Annotated in this window: 16 protein-coding genes; 10 read left to right on the forward strand and 6 right to left on the reverse strand. The window is 65.1% G+C overall.

The annotated features are described in order from the left end of the window. Positions 1-270 precede the first annotated feature (270 nt). The 9 genes from DN388_RS21430 to DN388_RS21470 all read left to right on the forward strand — a co-directional run bounded on the left by DN388_RS21430 (position 271) and on the right by DN388_RS21470 (position 5142). The gene (locus DN388_RS21430; protein ID WP_078481443.1) at positions 271-696 is read left to right on the forward strand and encodes a hypothetical protein; all 426 of its coding nucleotides are present in this window, start codon (positions 271-273) and stop codon (positions 694-696) included. Continuing rightward, the gene (locus DN388_RS21435) at positions 686-898 is read left to right on the forward strand and encodes a hypothetical protein (protein ID WP_078481444.1); all 213 of its coding nucleotides are present in this window, start codon (positions 686-688) and stop codon (positions 896-898) included. Before DN388_RS21430 ends, DN388_RS21435 begins: the two co-directional genes overlap by 11 nt. Further along, positions 898-1224 carry a hypothetical protein gene (locus DN388_RS21440; RefSeq protein WP_088513975.1) on the forward strand — a complete coding sequence of 109 codons (327 nt, stop codon included), beginning with the start codon at positions 898-900 and terminating at the stop codon, positions 1222-1224. The genes DN388_RS21435 and DN388_RS21440 overlap by 1 nt, the downstream gene beginning before the upstream one ends. Continuing rightward, the gene (locus tag DN388_RS21445; protein WP_043861556.1) at positions 1221-1577 is read left to right on the forward strand and encodes a hypothetical protein; all 357 of its coding nucleotides are present in this window, start codon (positions 1221-1223) and stop codon (positions 1575-1577) included. Before DN388_RS21440 ends, DN388_RS21445 begins: the two co-directional genes overlap by 4 nt. Continuing rightward, positions 1574-2125: a hypothetical protein gene (locus tag DN388_RS21450; protein ID WP_052504257.1), complete on the forward strand. Its 552-nt coding sequence runs from the start codon at positions 1574-1576 to the stop codon at positions 2123-2125. The genes DN388_RS21445 and DN388_RS21450 overlap by 4 nt, the downstream gene beginning before the upstream one ends. After that, complete coding sequence (locus tag DN388_RS21455) at positions 2122-3102, forward strand: sel1 repeat family protein (protein ID WP_255002049.1); 981 nt, start codon at positions 2122-2124, stop codon at positions 3100-3102. The genes DN388_RS21450 and DN388_RS21455 overlap by 4 nt, the downstream gene beginning before the upstream one ends. Continuing rightward, positions 3093-3794, forward strand: a complete 702-nt coding sequence (locus tag DN388_RS21460; RefSeq protein WP_236066220.1) for a hypothetical protein — start codon at positions 3093-3095, stop codon at positions 3792-3794. Before DN388_RS21455 ends, DN388_RS21460 begins: the two co-directional genes overlap by 10 nt. Next, positions 3791-4654, forward strand: a complete 864-nt coding sequence (locus DN388_RS21465) for a hypothetical protein (RefSeq protein WP_196932051.1) — start codon at positions 3791-3793, stop codon at positions 4652-4654. Before DN388_RS21460 ends, DN388_RS21465 begins: the two co-directional genes overlap by 4 nt. Before the next feature lie 110 nt (positions 4655-4764). Next, complete coding sequence (locus DN388_RS21470) at positions 4765-5142, forward strand: helicase (RefSeq protein WP_043861558.1); 378 nt, start codon at positions 4765-4767, stop codon at positions 5140-5142. Between the two features lie 24 nt (positions 5143-5166). Here DN388_RS21470 and DN388_RS21475 read toward each other — a convergent pair whose 3' ends face one another. The 6 genes from DN388_RS21475 to exbB form a co-directional block, all read right to left on the reverse strand. Continuing rightward, on the reverse strand, positions 5167-6567 hold the full coding sequence (locus tag DN388_RS21475; protein WP_255002051.1) for an aminoacyl-tRNA deacylase and HDOD domain-containing protein: 1401 nt from the start codon (positions 6565-6567) through the stop codon (positions 5167-5169). Between the two features lie 77 nt (positions 6568-6644). Beyond that, positions 6645-8720, reverse strand: a complete 2076-nt coding sequence (gene recG, locus DN388_RS21480) for an ATP-dependent DNA helicase RecG (protein ID WP_255002053.1) — start codon at positions 8718-8720, stop codon at positions 6645-6647. A 9-nt stretch (positions 8721-8729) separates the two neighbouring features. Continuing rightward, positions 8730-9650, reverse strand: a complete 921-nt coding sequence (locus tag DN388_RS21485; RefSeq protein WP_043861561.1) for a hydrogen peroxide-inducible genes activator — start codon at positions 9648-9650, stop codon at positions 8730-8732. A 94-nt stretch (positions 9651-9744) separates the two neighbouring features. Then, a complete protein-coding gene (locus DN388_RS21490) occupies positions 9745-10488 on the reverse strand; it encodes an energy transducer TonB (protein WP_043861562.1) in 744 nt (247 codons plus the stop codon). After that, on the reverse strand, positions 10485-10910 hold the full coding sequence (exbD, locus tag DN388_RS21495) for a TonB system transport protein ExbD (RefSeq protein ID WP_043861563.1): 426 nt from the start codon (positions 10908-10910) through the stop codon (positions 10485-10487). Before exbD ends, DN388_RS21490 begins: the two co-directional genes overlap by 4 nt. Positions 10911-10913: 3 nt before the next feature. Beyond that, positions 10914-11903 carry a tonB-system energizer ExbB gene (exbB, locus tag DN388_RS21500; RefSeq protein ID WP_043861564.1) on the reverse strand — a complete coding sequence of 330 codons (990 nt, stop codon included), beginning with the start codon at positions 11901-11903 and terminating at the stop codon, positions 10914-10916. A gap of 196 nt (positions 11904-12099) precedes the next feature. Between exbB and DN388_RS21505 the strand changes: the two genes are divergently transcribed. Then, the gene (locus DN388_RS21505) at positions 12100-12957 is read left to right on the forward strand and encodes an SDR family oxidoreductase (protein ID WP_255002054.1); all 858 of its coding nucleotides are present in this window, start codon (positions 12100-12102) and stop codon (positions 12955-12957) included. Positions 12958-12959 lie beyond the last annotated feature (2 nt).

Here is a 12959-nt window from a genome sequence, read left to right on the forward strand (position 1 = left end):
CCGTGGGCTACTGATTGCATTGAAGAGCGGGCACCCCTACAAGGTGCCCGTTCTTGTTTGTGTGGCGGCTCTTCGCCGGCAATGCCGGCGCCTGCAGGAGATAACCGCCGTCTGCAGGAGCCGGCGTTGCCGGCGAGGAACCCACCGTGCAGTGCGCTATTGCCGTGCCCCGTGCTTGTGACTAGCATACGCCGCCGCCCACACCCGCGCGGCGGTGTTCCAGGGAGGGAGCGGCATGGGCAACTCATCATTCATCGAATCGTTCGGCTCATGCCTGTGAGCTGTGCGCCCCCCTATCGCTTCTACGTCTGGTTACCCTGGGTATGCCTGGTTTCGCTGCTGTGCCTGGATGTCTACCAGTACGGCCTGCGCGTGACCGGTTTCGAGCCGTTCCTGCAAATCTACCTGCTGGGCTTCGGCCTGCTTGGCTACCCCCTGTTCGCGCTGTGGGCCAGCCGCCGCCTGCACCTGGCGCCTCGGCACCTGTGGTGGGCGCCGTTGTGGTGCGTCCCTTTCTACGCACTGCCCTGGGTGCTGTATGGCCTGGTCTACCTGCTCACCGGCCGTATCGCCGGGTTGGGCCTGATGCTGATGTGGGTGGCCTTTGTGCCCTACCTGCTGGGCGCCGGCTATTTTTTCGTCACCCTGACCGCGCTGCTGCTGGCGGCGCAAAGGCGCCTGTGCAATGGACCTTGAGCTGAAGAATTACCTGGCAGGTCTCGCCGACAGCAACCTGTTCGGCAGCCTGGCCATCCTGTGCCTGTTCGCCTTGCTGCTGAACCTCGGCGAGCGCCAGCGCAACACGCGCTGGGTTAGGCTGCTGACGTTTGGCTGCCTGTTGTCGGTGGTGCTGCTGCACGGTGTGGGCACCTACTGCATGAATACCCAGGTACCGTGATGAAGGCAGTAATCGGGGTGGTATTGGTGGCCGTGCTGGCGCTGGGGGTGGGCACGCCGCTGTTCGGCAACCTGCTGATGCTGCTGATGGACCGCGACAACTTCATCCCCGCCGAATCGTCGCTGCTGAGTTTCGAGCCGTATCAGGTGTCCCAGGGCTCATCGAACTATTGGCTGTACGGCGAGGACGACCGTTACTACTACCACTTCACCCATGAGCCCGCTCACCCCTATCGCTATATCGCCAAGGACAATCACTGCCCGGCGTTCGACCGTGACGATGTGCGCAGCTGGTGCAATGCGCTGCAAGGAACGCCGCCCAAATGAAGCGACAACTGCTGATCAATGTCGCCCTGCATGCACTGGCCATCGTGCTCTACGGGGTGCTCAACGATATTGCCGTGGACTGGTACAAGGGCCACTACGGCGGCTTTACCGCCCGTGGCGTGTCCTCCGGCAGCATTGTGTTCCTGGTGATGTGGGTGTTCGTGCCGCTCAATGTGGTGCTGCCCCTGTTGACCAACTGGAAGCTCAAGTACTGGCTGGTGGCCGCGCAAATCGTGTTGATCCTCTGGTGGCTGTTGCCCGAGCACCCGGTGCGGGCGTACTTCTTCAGTTGCCTGGCGGGCGGCCTCAGCCTGTCGGCGGTGCTGATCTCGCACTGGCTGAGGCGTAAATGAGCAGCCCGACCGTAAAGCAGCAACTGTGGCGCTGGCTGGTGGTGCTGGGCGTGTTGGCGTGGGTGGGCTATCAGATTCACGCGCTGATCGAGGCACCCGGCCAGACCTCGTTCGTCAGCGAGTCGGGGCGCTACCGTTTCCAGAACGTGCCGGCGCGCAGTTGGCTGATACCCTTCGGCGGCATGGGCTACATGCGCGTGACCGATCGCGAGCGCCCGGGCGAGGTCTGGCGCACGCCGCTGTACGACCTGCAGTCGCTGGACATGCGCGACTTCGAGGATGAAGCCGAAGTGGGCATCTACTGGATCAATTTCAACAAGCGCGACCGCCATTTCGACATCGCCATGCCGCAATGGGAGCCGCACTGGCTCAACAGCTTCATCGCCAATACCGACTACACCGTGGCCGAAGAACAGGCCCGCTGCCGCAAACCCGAGCACCTGGTGCGCTACTTCTGGGACCTGTGGCTGTGGCTGGTGTGGGTCAGCGACTACCCCTGCACGCAAACCGAGTACTACATCAACCCGCCCCCGGTGTATCAGCCATGAAGTCGAGTATCCCGATGCTGCTGGCCGGCCTGCTGGCAAGTGCGCTGGCGCAGGCCGCGCCGGTTTGCCCCAGCCGCGACTTCGCGATTTTTTTCAAGGCGTTTGCCGAGGATGCGCAGCTGCAGGCCGACTTTACCGCCCATACCCTGGTCGAGCAGCGCCTCCAGGCCGGGCCCGAGGGGCCGCAACCGGTGGTACGCAAGCTCGAGCCGGCCCTGCGTCCTGATCTTTCGCAGCTGTCGTCGGAGCGGGTGGCGGCCAACGGGCTGATCCGTGAAATCGCGCTGCCCGACCGGGTTTACCTGCGCGACCAGCGCGGCGAGGTGTTGCAGGCATTCATCTTCGAGCAGGCCGACTGCTGGGCGCTGGCACGGGTCGAGGACTGGTCGCCGAGCGACGCGCTCAAGAGCGTGAAAACCCCCGATGATGCCGCCCCCGGCGTGCGTGCGCTGCAGCGCGGCGATGCCTACGAGCAACTGGGCCAGGGTGAAATCAAGCCCATCGACAAGCAGCTGTTCATCGCTGCGCTCAACAGCTACCTCGATGCCGTGGACCAAGGCTCTGCCTACGCTGCCTACAGCGCTGCGGCAATCAGCCTGTCGGGCATGGCGCCGCGCCTGAGCAACCAGCGCCTGGAGCAGTTGCTGCGCCTGTCGTCGGCCACTGTCCCTGAAGGGGCACTGATGCTGGCGAGCTTCTATTGCGACGAGGGCCAGTACCGCCCCGACGACAACACCTGCAAACACCCGCAGAAGGCCCTCGAGGCCTTGCGTCAGTCCGCCGCGATGGGCTCGGGCAATGCCTTCAACGAGCTGGGCAGCGTGTATGCGCGCGGTGAAATCGTGCCCGCCCAACCGGCACGCTCGCTGGCCTGCTACACCGAGGCGGTGGCGCACGGCGCAGACTGGGCGGACTTCAATGCCCAGGAGATGATCAAACGCGGCGCCCGCGCCGACAAGGACCAGCCATGCCTGTAGCCCACAACTGGCGCGAATGCCTGCAAGACCCGGCGCTGAGCCCGCCCGCGCCCTGGGTCAGTTTTCCCGAGCTCGACCCGCAGGGGCTGGGCAGCCTGCAGGGCGATTTCGAACACTACTGGCATTACTGCTGGTGGCCGTTCTGGTTGCGCCTGGGCAAGGCCCGCCAGCAGGCCTACCTGCTGCGCCACAACGCACCGCGTGGCTGGGCAGAGTATCTGGCGCACATCGACAACCAGCCTCCGTCGCCCGGGCTGGCGCCACTGCCCGAACACTGGCGTGGCGACAGCCCGGTCACCCACCGCCAGTTGCTGCGCTGGGTGCTGCCGATAGTGGTGCACCTGTTTGCGGTGGTGGCCTACGTGGCGCTAAACGGCACGCTGGTGAGCTGGTACAAGCAGTACGCCGGCGGGCTGACGTCGCGCGGGGTAGCCGTTGGCATAGCGATGTACATGGTGTTCTGGTTCTTCGTCGGCATGAACCTGCTGATCGCCCTGCTGCCACGAGTGTGGGGCAAGGTACAGGCCACGGTGTTCATGGTGGCGATCATCGGCTTCTACCTGTGGCCCGAGCATCCGCTGCGGGCGCTGTTCTACAGCACGCTGTCTGCCAGTGTGACCCTGGTGGCCATCGGCGCTAATGCGCAGCTGCACCGTCACTTTCTCAACCTCATCTTCAAGGGTTCGAAATGAAGCGTACCCCTCACGCCGTTGCCTTGGCGTTGTCACTGTCACTGGCAGGCACTGCCCATGCCGCAGTACCTGCCGAAAAAACCATCGAGGGCGCAGGCGGGGCGAAGCTTTCGTTCTCCAAATGGAGCGCCGAGGAGAACGGCTGGCATGCGGTGCAGTGGCAAGGCGCCAATGGCAAGAGCTTCACCTTGTACCCGCACGAGTTTGCGCGGGATGCGATCGATGGCGACGCTTCGGCAGTGTCGCCTGACGGGCGCTTCGTGATGCTCTACCGCCTGCGCCAGTCGGGGCGGCAGTTCACGCCCCCCACGCTGCGCTGCGACATGGTGGCGATGGACACCGGTTGTGTGATGGCCACGCGGCTGGCCCAGTACTGCGTGGGCCGTTGGCAGAACGGCGCCTGGCAGCCGGAGAACAAGCTGCCCTGGGCTACCAAGCTGGAAACCATCAAGCCGGCCAAGGTCGCAGGCCTGCTGCACAGCAGCGAGAACCGCGAGATACCCGCGCGTCACGCCGTACTGGCCGAAGAGGTGTACATGGGCCTGGATTCCTACATGGCCTGCCATGCGCCCCAGGACAACGTGCCCGGCTACAACGACATGGGCTACCTGATCGGCGACGACTGGAACCCCAACCTGATGCTGCGCATCTATCGCGCCATCGAGCCCTTTGCCCAGGGGCGTCGGGCGCTGCAGCTGAACATTGCCGATATTCTCTGGGGCTACGGCAACTCGCGCGAAGCCGGCCCTTACTACGCGCGCTATCGCCAGCAGATGCTGGAGGCCGGCGCGGCGCAGAAGATTCCGTCACGGGTGCAACTGCGCCTGGATGCGGTACCGGCTGCCGACCCCAACCGGTAGGCCGCACACCCTGACATACAGTCGCCTTCAACAAAGCGAAGTCGGCTGTAGCCTTTGGTCGCAAAAAAGCTAAACTGCGCCCCTCAGTCACTTTTCGCCTAGGGGCGCATATGAAGTTTCGTTTTCTGCTCTGGGCCATGGGTTTGCTGATGGCCCGGGCCAGCCGCAACAACCCGGCGTTCCAGCAGCAACTGAAGGACAAGGACCTGGTGTTCCAGTTGCAGACCCTCGACGGCAAGGTCGCCCGGCACTTCATCGTCAGCAACCAGCGCATCCGCAGCAAGGGTGGCACCCATGCCGAGCCTGCGTTCGCCATTGCCTTCAAGGATGCCGCCTACGGCTTCGCCACGCTGCAGGCCAAGAACAAGCAGCTGGCGTTCATGCAGGGGATTCAGGACAAGTCGATTCAGATCAAGGGCAACCCGGCCCTGGTGATCTGGTTCCAGGGCCTGATGAAGTACCTGATGCCGCGCAAGAAGAAAGCCTGAGCGCAGCGCCCAGGCTTCAGGTTGTCAGTGCGGGGTGAACTGTGACGCCAGTTCACGCAGCAGCGATTCGGCTTCAAGCACCTTGTGCACCACGTCCTCGGCCTTCTCGCGGCTGATGTTCAGGCGCTCCAGCAACGCGTCGGGGATGCGGTCGTCCGGCCCCGAGCCGATGCCGCGCGCGCGCAGCAGGCGTACCGCCACGCACACCAGGTTGGGGAAGGCGGCATGGTCGCCCGCGTAATTCGGGTCGTGCTGAAAGCGCAGGGCGGTGGCCAGCTCTTCGGGCATGTCCCAGAAGCGCATCAGCCAGGCACCGATCTGCTCGCGGCTGATGCCCAGCAGGTGCTGCTCGACATAGCTGTGGCACAGGTGCGGGTTTACCTCCAGGTGGCGGCAGATCAGCGAGAAATGCGGCGGGAACACATGCGCCAGCAGCAGGTAGCCGAAGTTGTGCAGCAGCCCGGCCAGGTAGGTCAGGCCCGACTCCGGACGCTCGGCGCGGGGCATGGCGCGGGTCAGGCCCTCGATCACGGCGGCGGTGTAGATCGATTGCTGCCAGTAGGGGGTGGTCTGCTGCGGGTGATCCTTGGGCAGGCTCAGGGTCTTGCCCAGGGCCAGGCCCAGCGCCAGGTTGATCACCAGGTCGAAGCCCAGCACCCGCACGATGGCGTCTTCCACCGAGCGGATCTTGCCGGGGGAGGCGTAGTAGGGCGAGGCGGCCCAGCTGACCACCTGCGCGGCCAGCGCCGGATCGGTCTCGACCACACCGGTGATGTCGTCGATGGTGGCGTTGGGGTCGACCCGCAGCTTGATGATCTTCTGTGCGGTCTCGGCCAGCGGCGGGATCTCGATGGTCGATTCCAGGCGCTGCTGGATGCGTCGTGCGGTAAATGCCTGCACCGCCTCGGTGATCTCCTTGCTGTCATCGGCCGGCCGGTCGAGGTTGGGGCGGATCTCGCTGAGCAGTACACCGAAATGCCCGGCACTGGCCTTGGCCAGCATCTTCCTGAAGTGCTCGCTGTGGATTTCCAGCAGCAGGCCGGGAGTTCCGGAATGAATCAGCAGGGCCGGCTGCTTGAGCAGGCGCTCCTCGTACAGGCACGGTGAGCTGGTCAGCGCCGGAATGGCGGGCAGGATCGTCAGGCCGTGCTTCTTGAGCATCAGTTCGAGCCGCTCGAGCGGCACGGCGGTGAGCTTGCGGCCGGTCAGCTCGGTCAGGTGGCTGAGGTCCAGCAGCTGGTTCTGCGGGAACAGCACCATCAGCGCACCGACCGCGTCGTCGAGCAGCACGGCCTGGACCTTGGCCTCGGGCGGCAGCTGCGGGTGGTCGATGACCTCGCGGTAGGCGATGCCGAGGTTGTCGAGCAGCAACCGGATAACAGACGGTGTGTGGGGGGTTGCGGTATCCAGGGCAACTTCAGTCATGGTCTGTATCCAGTATTTTTTCAGCGGCCAGTATAGCCGGCTCGATGGGGGCGGCCCGCGTCGACATGGGAGGTACGTCACACCTGGCCATATTGCTGCCCGTGGCGTAACCAGCGGTCGAGCAACGGGCTGACGTGGTCCGGCCAGCGTGCCAGCAGGGCCTGTGCAGCATCGCGCACCGCCGGCAGCAGGTCGGCGTCGCGCATCAGGTCGGCGACCTTGAACTGCAACAGGCCGGTCTGGCGGGTCCCGAGCATTTCGCCCGGGCCACGCAGTTGCAGGTCTTTCTCCGCAATGACAAAGCCGTCATTGGTTTCGCGCATGATCCCCAGGCGTTCACGCCCGATCTGCGACAGTGGCGGATGATACAACAGTACGCAATGGCTGGCCGCACTGCCGCGTCCGACTCGCCCGCGCAACTGGTGCAGCTGGGCAAGACCAAGGCGTTCGGGGTTCTCGATGATCATCAGGCTGGCGTTGGGTACGTCCACGCCCACCTCGATCACGGTGGTGGCCACCAGCAGTTGCAGGTTGCCCTGCTTGAACTCGGCCATCACCGTAGCCTTCTCGGCCGGCTTCATGCGCCCGTGGATAAGCCCCACGCGCAACTCGCCCAGGGCACTGGTGAGCTCTTCGAAGGTGGTTTCGGCGGCCTGGCAGGTCAGCTCTTCGGACTCTTCGATCAGGGTGCATACCCAATAGGCCTGGCGCCCTTCGGCACAGGCGGCGCGCACGCGCTCGACCACTTCGATGCGGCGGCTGTCGGCCACCAGTACAGTGTTGACCGGGGTACGCCCCGGCGGGAGCTCGTCGAGCACCGAGGTGTCGAGGTCGGCATAGGCGCTCATGGCCAGGGTGCGCGGGATCGGCGTGGCAGTCATGATCAGCTGGTGAGGGCACAACTGGCCGCCCACGCCTTTCTGGCGCAGGGCCAGGCGCTGCTGTACGCCAAAGCGGTGCTGTTCGTCGATGATCGCCAGCGCCAGGTTGTGAAACTTCACCTCTTCCTGGAACAGCGCATGGGTGCCCACCACCATTGGCGCGCCGGCGGCGATCTGCTCCAGCGCGGCGGTGCGCGCCTTGCCCTTGAGCTTGCCGGCCAGCCAGGCGACTTCGATGCCCAGCGGTTCGAGCCAGCGCTTGAAGGTGACGAAGTGCTGCTCGGCAAGAATCTCGGTGGGGGCCATCAGCGCCACCTGGTAGCCGGCTTCCAGCGCCTGCAGGGCTGCGAGCGCGGCGACCACGGTCTTGCCGGCACCCACATCGCCCTGCACCAGGCGCAGCATCGGCTCGGGCTGGCTGAGATCGTAGGCGATCTCGTTGCCCACGCGCTGCTGTGCGCCGGTTGGAGCGAAGCCCAGGTTGGCCAGGTATTGGGCCGCCAGCCTGCTCGCCCTGGGCAACACCGGGGCCCGCTGGGCGCGCAGGCTCTCGCGCAGGCGCTGCTGCGACAGCTGGTGGGTCAGCAGCTCTTCGAAGGCCAGGCGGTGCTGGGCCCAGTGGTGGCCCACGGCAAGCTCTTCGACATCGGCATCGGCCGGCGGGTGGTGCAGGTAGCGGATAGCATCGGCCAACGGTGCCAGCTGGTAGTCGCGTGCCAGTTCCAGCGGCAGCCAGTCGGGCAGGCTGCGCGGGCCGAGCAGGCCCAGGCTCTGCTGGCACAGCTGGCGCAGGCGCTGCTGGGTGAGGCCTTCGGTGGTCGGGTAGATCGGGGTCAGGGTGGTATCGACCGGGGGCGGCTCGTCGCCGGTCAGGGCGCGGTACTCGGGGTGGTAGATCTCCAGGCCCGAGGCGCCGGGGCGCGCTTCACCGTAGCAGCGCAGGTGGGTGCCGCGCTTGAGCGCTTCTTTCTGGGCGTTGCTGAAGTGGTAGAAGCGCAGGCTCAGCGAACCTGTGCCATCGCCCAGGCGCACCAGCAGGCTGCGGCGCCTGCCCATGGTCACGTCGGTGCCACTGACCACGCCTTCGATCACTGCATCCTGGCCCGGGCGCAGGGCGCCGATCGGCACCACGCGGGTGCGGTCCTGATAGCGCAGGGGCAGGTGGAACAACACGTCCTGGATGTTCTCCAGGCCAACCTTGGCCAGCTTCTCGGCCAAGGCTTCGCCAACGCCCTTCAGTGCCGTGACCGACACCTTCGACAACTCGGTCATGCTCGGGCCCTAAGGTGCGGCGGGTGGCTTGGCCACCGAACACAGGCGGATCGAGTCGGCCAGAATCTCGATGGCCTTGGGCCGCGGGAAGCTCGCGCGCCAGGCGATCGCCACGGTGCGAAACGGTGCCGGCGGGCTCAATGGGCGGACTTCGATGATGCCCGGCGCGTAGTGATGGCTGTGCACGGCCGACAGCGGCAGGATCGACACGCCCAGCCCCGAGGCGACCATGTGGCGGATGGTTTCCAGCGAGCTGGACTCCACCGTGGTGTGCTTGGCGCCGTCGTTGCCCTTGGTCAGGGTCGGGCAGGCCTCCAGCACCTGGTCGCGGAAGCAGTGGCCTTCGCCGAGCAACAGCAGGCTCTTGTCGTTGAGCAGGCTGGCGTCGATGGTCTCTTTCTTCGTCCAGGGATGCTCGCTGGGCATCAGCACGTAGAACGGCTCGTCGTACAGCGGCAGCGTCAGCACGTCGGCTTCATTGAACGGCAGGGCGATGATCACCGCATCCAGCTCGCCGTTGCGCAGCTTGTCACGCAGGATATGGGTGAAGTTTTCTTCGATGTACAACGGCATCTGCGGGGCAACCCGGTGCAGTTGCGGAATCAGGTGCGGGAACAGGTACGGGCCGACGGTATAGATGGCCCCGACCTTGAGCGGCGCGGTCAGCTGGTTCTTGCCGGCCTGGGCCAGTTCACGGATGCCCTGGGCCTGCTCCAGTACCTTCTGCGCCTGGGCCACGATGCCTTCGCCGACCGGGGTCAGGCGCACCGCGCTCTTGCTGCGCTCGAAGATCAGCACGCCCAGCTCGTCCTCCAGCTTCTTCACGCCCACCGACAGGGTCGGCTGGCTGACGTGGCAACGCTCGGCCGCGTGGCCGAAGTGCTGTTCCTGAGCGAGGGTGACGATGTAGCGCAATTCTGTGAGGGTCATAACGTGCGTCCATGAAGTTGCGAGCCCAGCATAGCGGCTGCAATCGATAGACGCACGTTATCAGACTTGCGTGCGTGTGACAGAAACAAACAACTCAGCGTTTCTTGTCCAGCGAGTACACGAACGGCGCGACCACTTCGATACTGCCGTTGTTGAGCAGTTCCTGAGGCGGCTTGGGCACGGGTTGAGCCTTGCGGATCATTTCCAGGGTTGCCCGGTCCAGTGCCGCGCTGCCTGAACCACCGGCCAGCGAGTACGATAGGATCTTGCCTTCGGCGTCGACCACGAAGCGCAGCCGGTTGATGCCCTGCAGCCCCCGCCGACGCGCGTCTTCCGGGTAGCGCTTGTACTTGCCAAGGTGACGCAACAGGTCGCTCTGCCAGGTAGGCAGGGCATTGCTGTTGGCGGCGATGCTTGGCGCCGGTGCTGCGGATTTCTGCGCCGGAGCGTTGCTTGGCGGGGAATCCACGGTTTCCTGGTCGACCGGCTTGTCCTGCGGCGGCTCCGGTTTTTTCTCCGGTTTCGGAGGCTGGGGCTTGGCCTTGGGCTTGGGCGGTGGCTTGGGTATCGCGATTTTCGGTTTGGGCGCTTCTGCCACCTTGGGCAGTGGTGGCTCCTCGACCGGCGTCGGCGGCTGTGGCGGGGCCACGACCTTCGGCGGCGGTGGTGGGGCCGGCTCGGGCATCGGCGCCATCTCGATCATCATCGCCGCAGGCGGCAGTTCGATTGCCTGGGGCACCGACCAGTTGAGCATCAGCACCACGGCAACGGCATGCACGGCCAGCACAATCGCCAGGCTGACGCCGTAGCGCGCCAGTTTATGCCGCGTATTGGTCATTTCTTGGCTGCCGTCTCAAGTCCCACCAGGCCGACCTTCAAGTAGCCGGCTGCGCGCAGGGTGTTCATGACTTCCATCAGGTCGCCGTAATCGACGCCCTTGTCAGCCTGGAAGAAGATGGTGGTGTCCTTGTCGCCCTTGGTCTTGGCGTCCAGTACCGCGCCCAGCTGGTCGCGTTGCACCTGATCGTCGCCGACGTACAGGTTCTGGTCGGCCTTGACGCTGAGGAACACCGGCTTCTCCGGCCTGGGCACGGGCTTGGCGGTCGAGGCCGGCAGGTCGACCTTGATGTCGACCGTGGCCAGGGGCGCCGCCACCATGAAGATGATCAGCAGTACCAGCATCACGTCGATGAACGGCGTGACGTTGATTTCGTGGTTCTCGGCGAGATCGTCGCCGCCCTCGTTAAGATGCAGGCCCATGGTTTACCCCACTTTCACCATGTGTGGCGCAGCGGAACGCTCGCCTGGCTGGTGGTCCAGGTCGCGGCTGACCAGCAGCAGCACGTGCGCCGAAGCGTCGGAAACCTGTGCCTTGTAACCGGCGATGGAACGGGCGAAGACGTTGTAGATGACCACTGCGGGGATCGCGGCAACCAGGCCCAGGGCGGTGGCCAGCAGGGCCTCGGCGATACCGGGTGCAACCACCGCGAGGTTGGTGGTCTGGGTCTTGGCGATGCCGATGAAGCTGTTCATGATGCCCCACACGGTACCGAACAGACCGACGAACGGAGCGGTGGAGCCGATGGTGGCAAGCACGCCGGTACCGCTGCTCATGTTGCGACCGCTGGCCGCGACCAGGCGCTCGAGGCGGAAGCTCACGCGCTCCTTGATGCCTTCTTTTTCACGGGCATTGGCCGACAGGTGCATTTCCTCGAGGGCATCGTGCACCAGCAGGTGTGCCAGGGTGCCGGGCTTGTCGGCGGTTTCGCTGGCGTCCTTGATGCTGGTGGCCTTCTTCAGCAGGGCGATTTCAGAACGCAGGCGGCGCTTGGCGCCCATCAGTTCGAAGCCCTTGGCAATCCAGATGGTCCAGGTGATCAGCGAGGCGATGGCCAGGCCGATCATCACGATCTTCACCACGATGTCGGCGTTCTGGTACATGCCCCATGGCGACAGGTCGTGGGCCATGCCCAGGCTGGTGTCTTCGACCAGCGCTTGGGTGGCGTCGTCGGCCTGGCCTTCGACAGGGGCAGCGCCCGGCGCGGCGGCGGCATCCGCAGGCTCGGCGCCCGGGGCAGCAGGTGCGGCCGGGGTAGCATCGGCAGGGGCAACGGCGGCGGCCGGTGTGGCGTTCTGTGCGGCGGGCTCATCGGCCATGGCGGCGGGGGCCAGTACCAGGCTGAACATCAGCGCGGCAATGGCGCGCCAGGCGCGCGACAGGGTTGGCGAAGCGGAAGGTTGAATACGTGTCATGCTGGCCGGACCTGATGAAGAAGAAATGGGTAGTTGTCCTTCCAGGCCTCGAGTCGGGCCGAGAACAAAATTTGGGCGGCCATTATTGCAAGTAATTCTTGTTAACAGAAGATACACAGTATCTTTTTTTGCATATTAACTAGCCGCCTATCGATTTCCACAGATAGGCTGTGGCTTTGTCTGACGGAGTGTGCGGATGTCTTCGCCTTCAGTTCTGATCGTCGGTTGCGGCGATGTGGGTGGCCGTCTGGCCCAGCAATTGCTGGGCCTTGGCTGGTCGGTAAGCGGTTTGCGCAGAAATGTGGCGGCCTTGCCCGCGGGGGTTGCCGGCATCGCGGCAGACCTGGAAAACCCGCAGTGCCCGACCGATTGGCCTTTGGTCGCACCCGACTACCTGGTGTACTGCGTGGCCGCCAGCCAGCATGACGAGGCGGGCTATCAGGCGGCTTATGTACAGGGCCTCAAGCATGTACTGGGCTGGCTGGCCGAGCGTGGCCAGCGACCGCAGCGCCTGCTGTTCGTGTCCAGCAGCAGTGTGTTCGCCCAGCAGGACGGCGAGTGGATCGATGAAACCGCCGCCACCTTGCCGTCAGGTTACTCGGGGCAGGTCATGCTCCAGGCCGAACAGCTGGCACTGGCCAGCGGCATCCCGGCCAGCATCGTGCGCCTGACCGGTATCTACGGGCCGGGCCGCGAATGGCTGCTCAGCCAGGTGCGCCAGGGGCATCGGGTGACCGAAGAGCCGCCGCTGTACGGCAACCGCATCCATGCCGAGGACGCGGCAGGGCTGCTGGCCTTCCTGCTCAAGGCCGATGCGGCGGGGCGTGCGCTGGAGGACTGCTACATCGGGGTGGACGATGCACCGGCGCCATTGGCCGACGTGGTGGCCTGGTTGCGCGAGTACATGGGCGTCACGCATTGGTCGGAGCAGCAGCGTGTGCGGCGCACCGGCAGCAAGCGCTGCAGCAATGCGCGTGCCCGGGCACTGGGCTGGGTGCCACAGTACCCGAGCTACAAGGAAGGCTACGCGGCGATTCTGGCGGCGCAAACCTGAGG

The sequence above is a fragment of the Pseudomonas sp. S12(2018) genome (assembly GCF_024355235.1).
In the GTDB taxonomy this organism is placed as follows: domain Bacteria; phylum Pseudomonadota; class Gammaproteobacteria; order Pseudomonadales; family Pseudomonadaceae; genus Aquipseudomonas; species Aquipseudomonas palmensis.

Bases quoted from the DNA above. Each gene is read 5' to 3' on its own strand.
- DN388_RS21435 (WP_078481444.1), top strand. From the start codon at position 686: ATGGACCTTGAGCTGAAGAATTACCTGGCAGGTCTCGCCGACAGCAAC.
- exbB (WP_043861564.1), bottom strand. From the start codon at position 11,903: ATGACACGTATTCAACCTTCCGCTTCGCCAACCCTGTCGCGCGCCTGG.
- DN388_RS21475 (WP_255002051.1), bottom strand. From the start codon at position 6,567: ATGACTGAAGTTGCCCTGGATACCGCAACCCCCCACACACCGTCTGTT.
- DN388_RS21465 (WP_196932051.1), top strand. From the start codon at position 3,791: ATGAAGCGTACCCCTCACGCCGTTGCCTTGGCGTTGTCACTGTCACTG.
- recG (WP_255002053.1), bottom strand. From the start codon at position 8,720: ATGACCGAGTTGTCGAAGGTGTCGGTCACGGCACTGAAGGGCGTTGGC.
- DN388_RS21445 (WP_043861556.1), top strand. From the start codon at position 1,221: ATGAAGCGACAACTGCTGATCAATGTCGCCCTGCATGCACTGGCCATC.
- DN388_RS21485 (WP_043861561.1), bottom strand. From the start codon at position 9,650: ATGACCCTCACAGAATTGCGCTACATCGTCACCCTCGCTCAGGAACAG.
- DN388_RS21450 (WP_052504257.1), top strand. From the start codon at position 1,574: ATGAGCAGCCCGACCGTAAAGCAGCAACTGTGGCGCTGGCTGGTGGTG.
- DN388_RS21460 (WP_236066220.1), top strand. From the start codon at position 3,093: ATGCCTGTAGCCCACAACTGGCGCGAATGCCTGCAAGACCCGGCGCTG.
- DN388_RS21470 (WP_043861558.1), top strand. From the start codon at position 4,765: ATGAAGTTTCGTTTTCTGCTCTGGGCCATGGGTTTGCTGATGGCCCGG.
- exbD (WP_043861563.1), bottom strand. From the start codon at position 10,910: ATGGGCCTGCATCTTAACGAGGGCGGCGACGATCTCGCCGAGAACCAC.
- DN388_RS21490 (WP_043861562.1), bottom strand. From the start codon at position 10,488: ATGACCAATACGCGGCATAAACTGGCGCGCTACGGCGTCAGCCTGGCG.
- DN388_RS21440 (WP_088513975.1), top strand. From the start codon at position 898: ATGAAGGCAGTAATCGGGGTGGTATTGGTGGCCGTGCTGGCGCTGGGG.
- DN388_RS21505 (WP_255002054.1), top strand. From the start codon at position 12,100: ATGTCTTCGCCTTCAGTTCTGATCGTCGGTTGCGGCGATGTGGGTGGC.
- DN388_RS21455 (WP_255002049.1), top strand. From the start codon at position 2,122: ATGAAGTCGAGTATCCCGATGCTGCTGGCCGGCCTGCTGGCAAGTGCG.
- DN388_RS21430 (WP_078481443.1), top strand. From the start codon at position 271: ATGCCTGTGAGCTGTGCGCCCCCCTATCGCTTCTACGTCTGGTTACCC.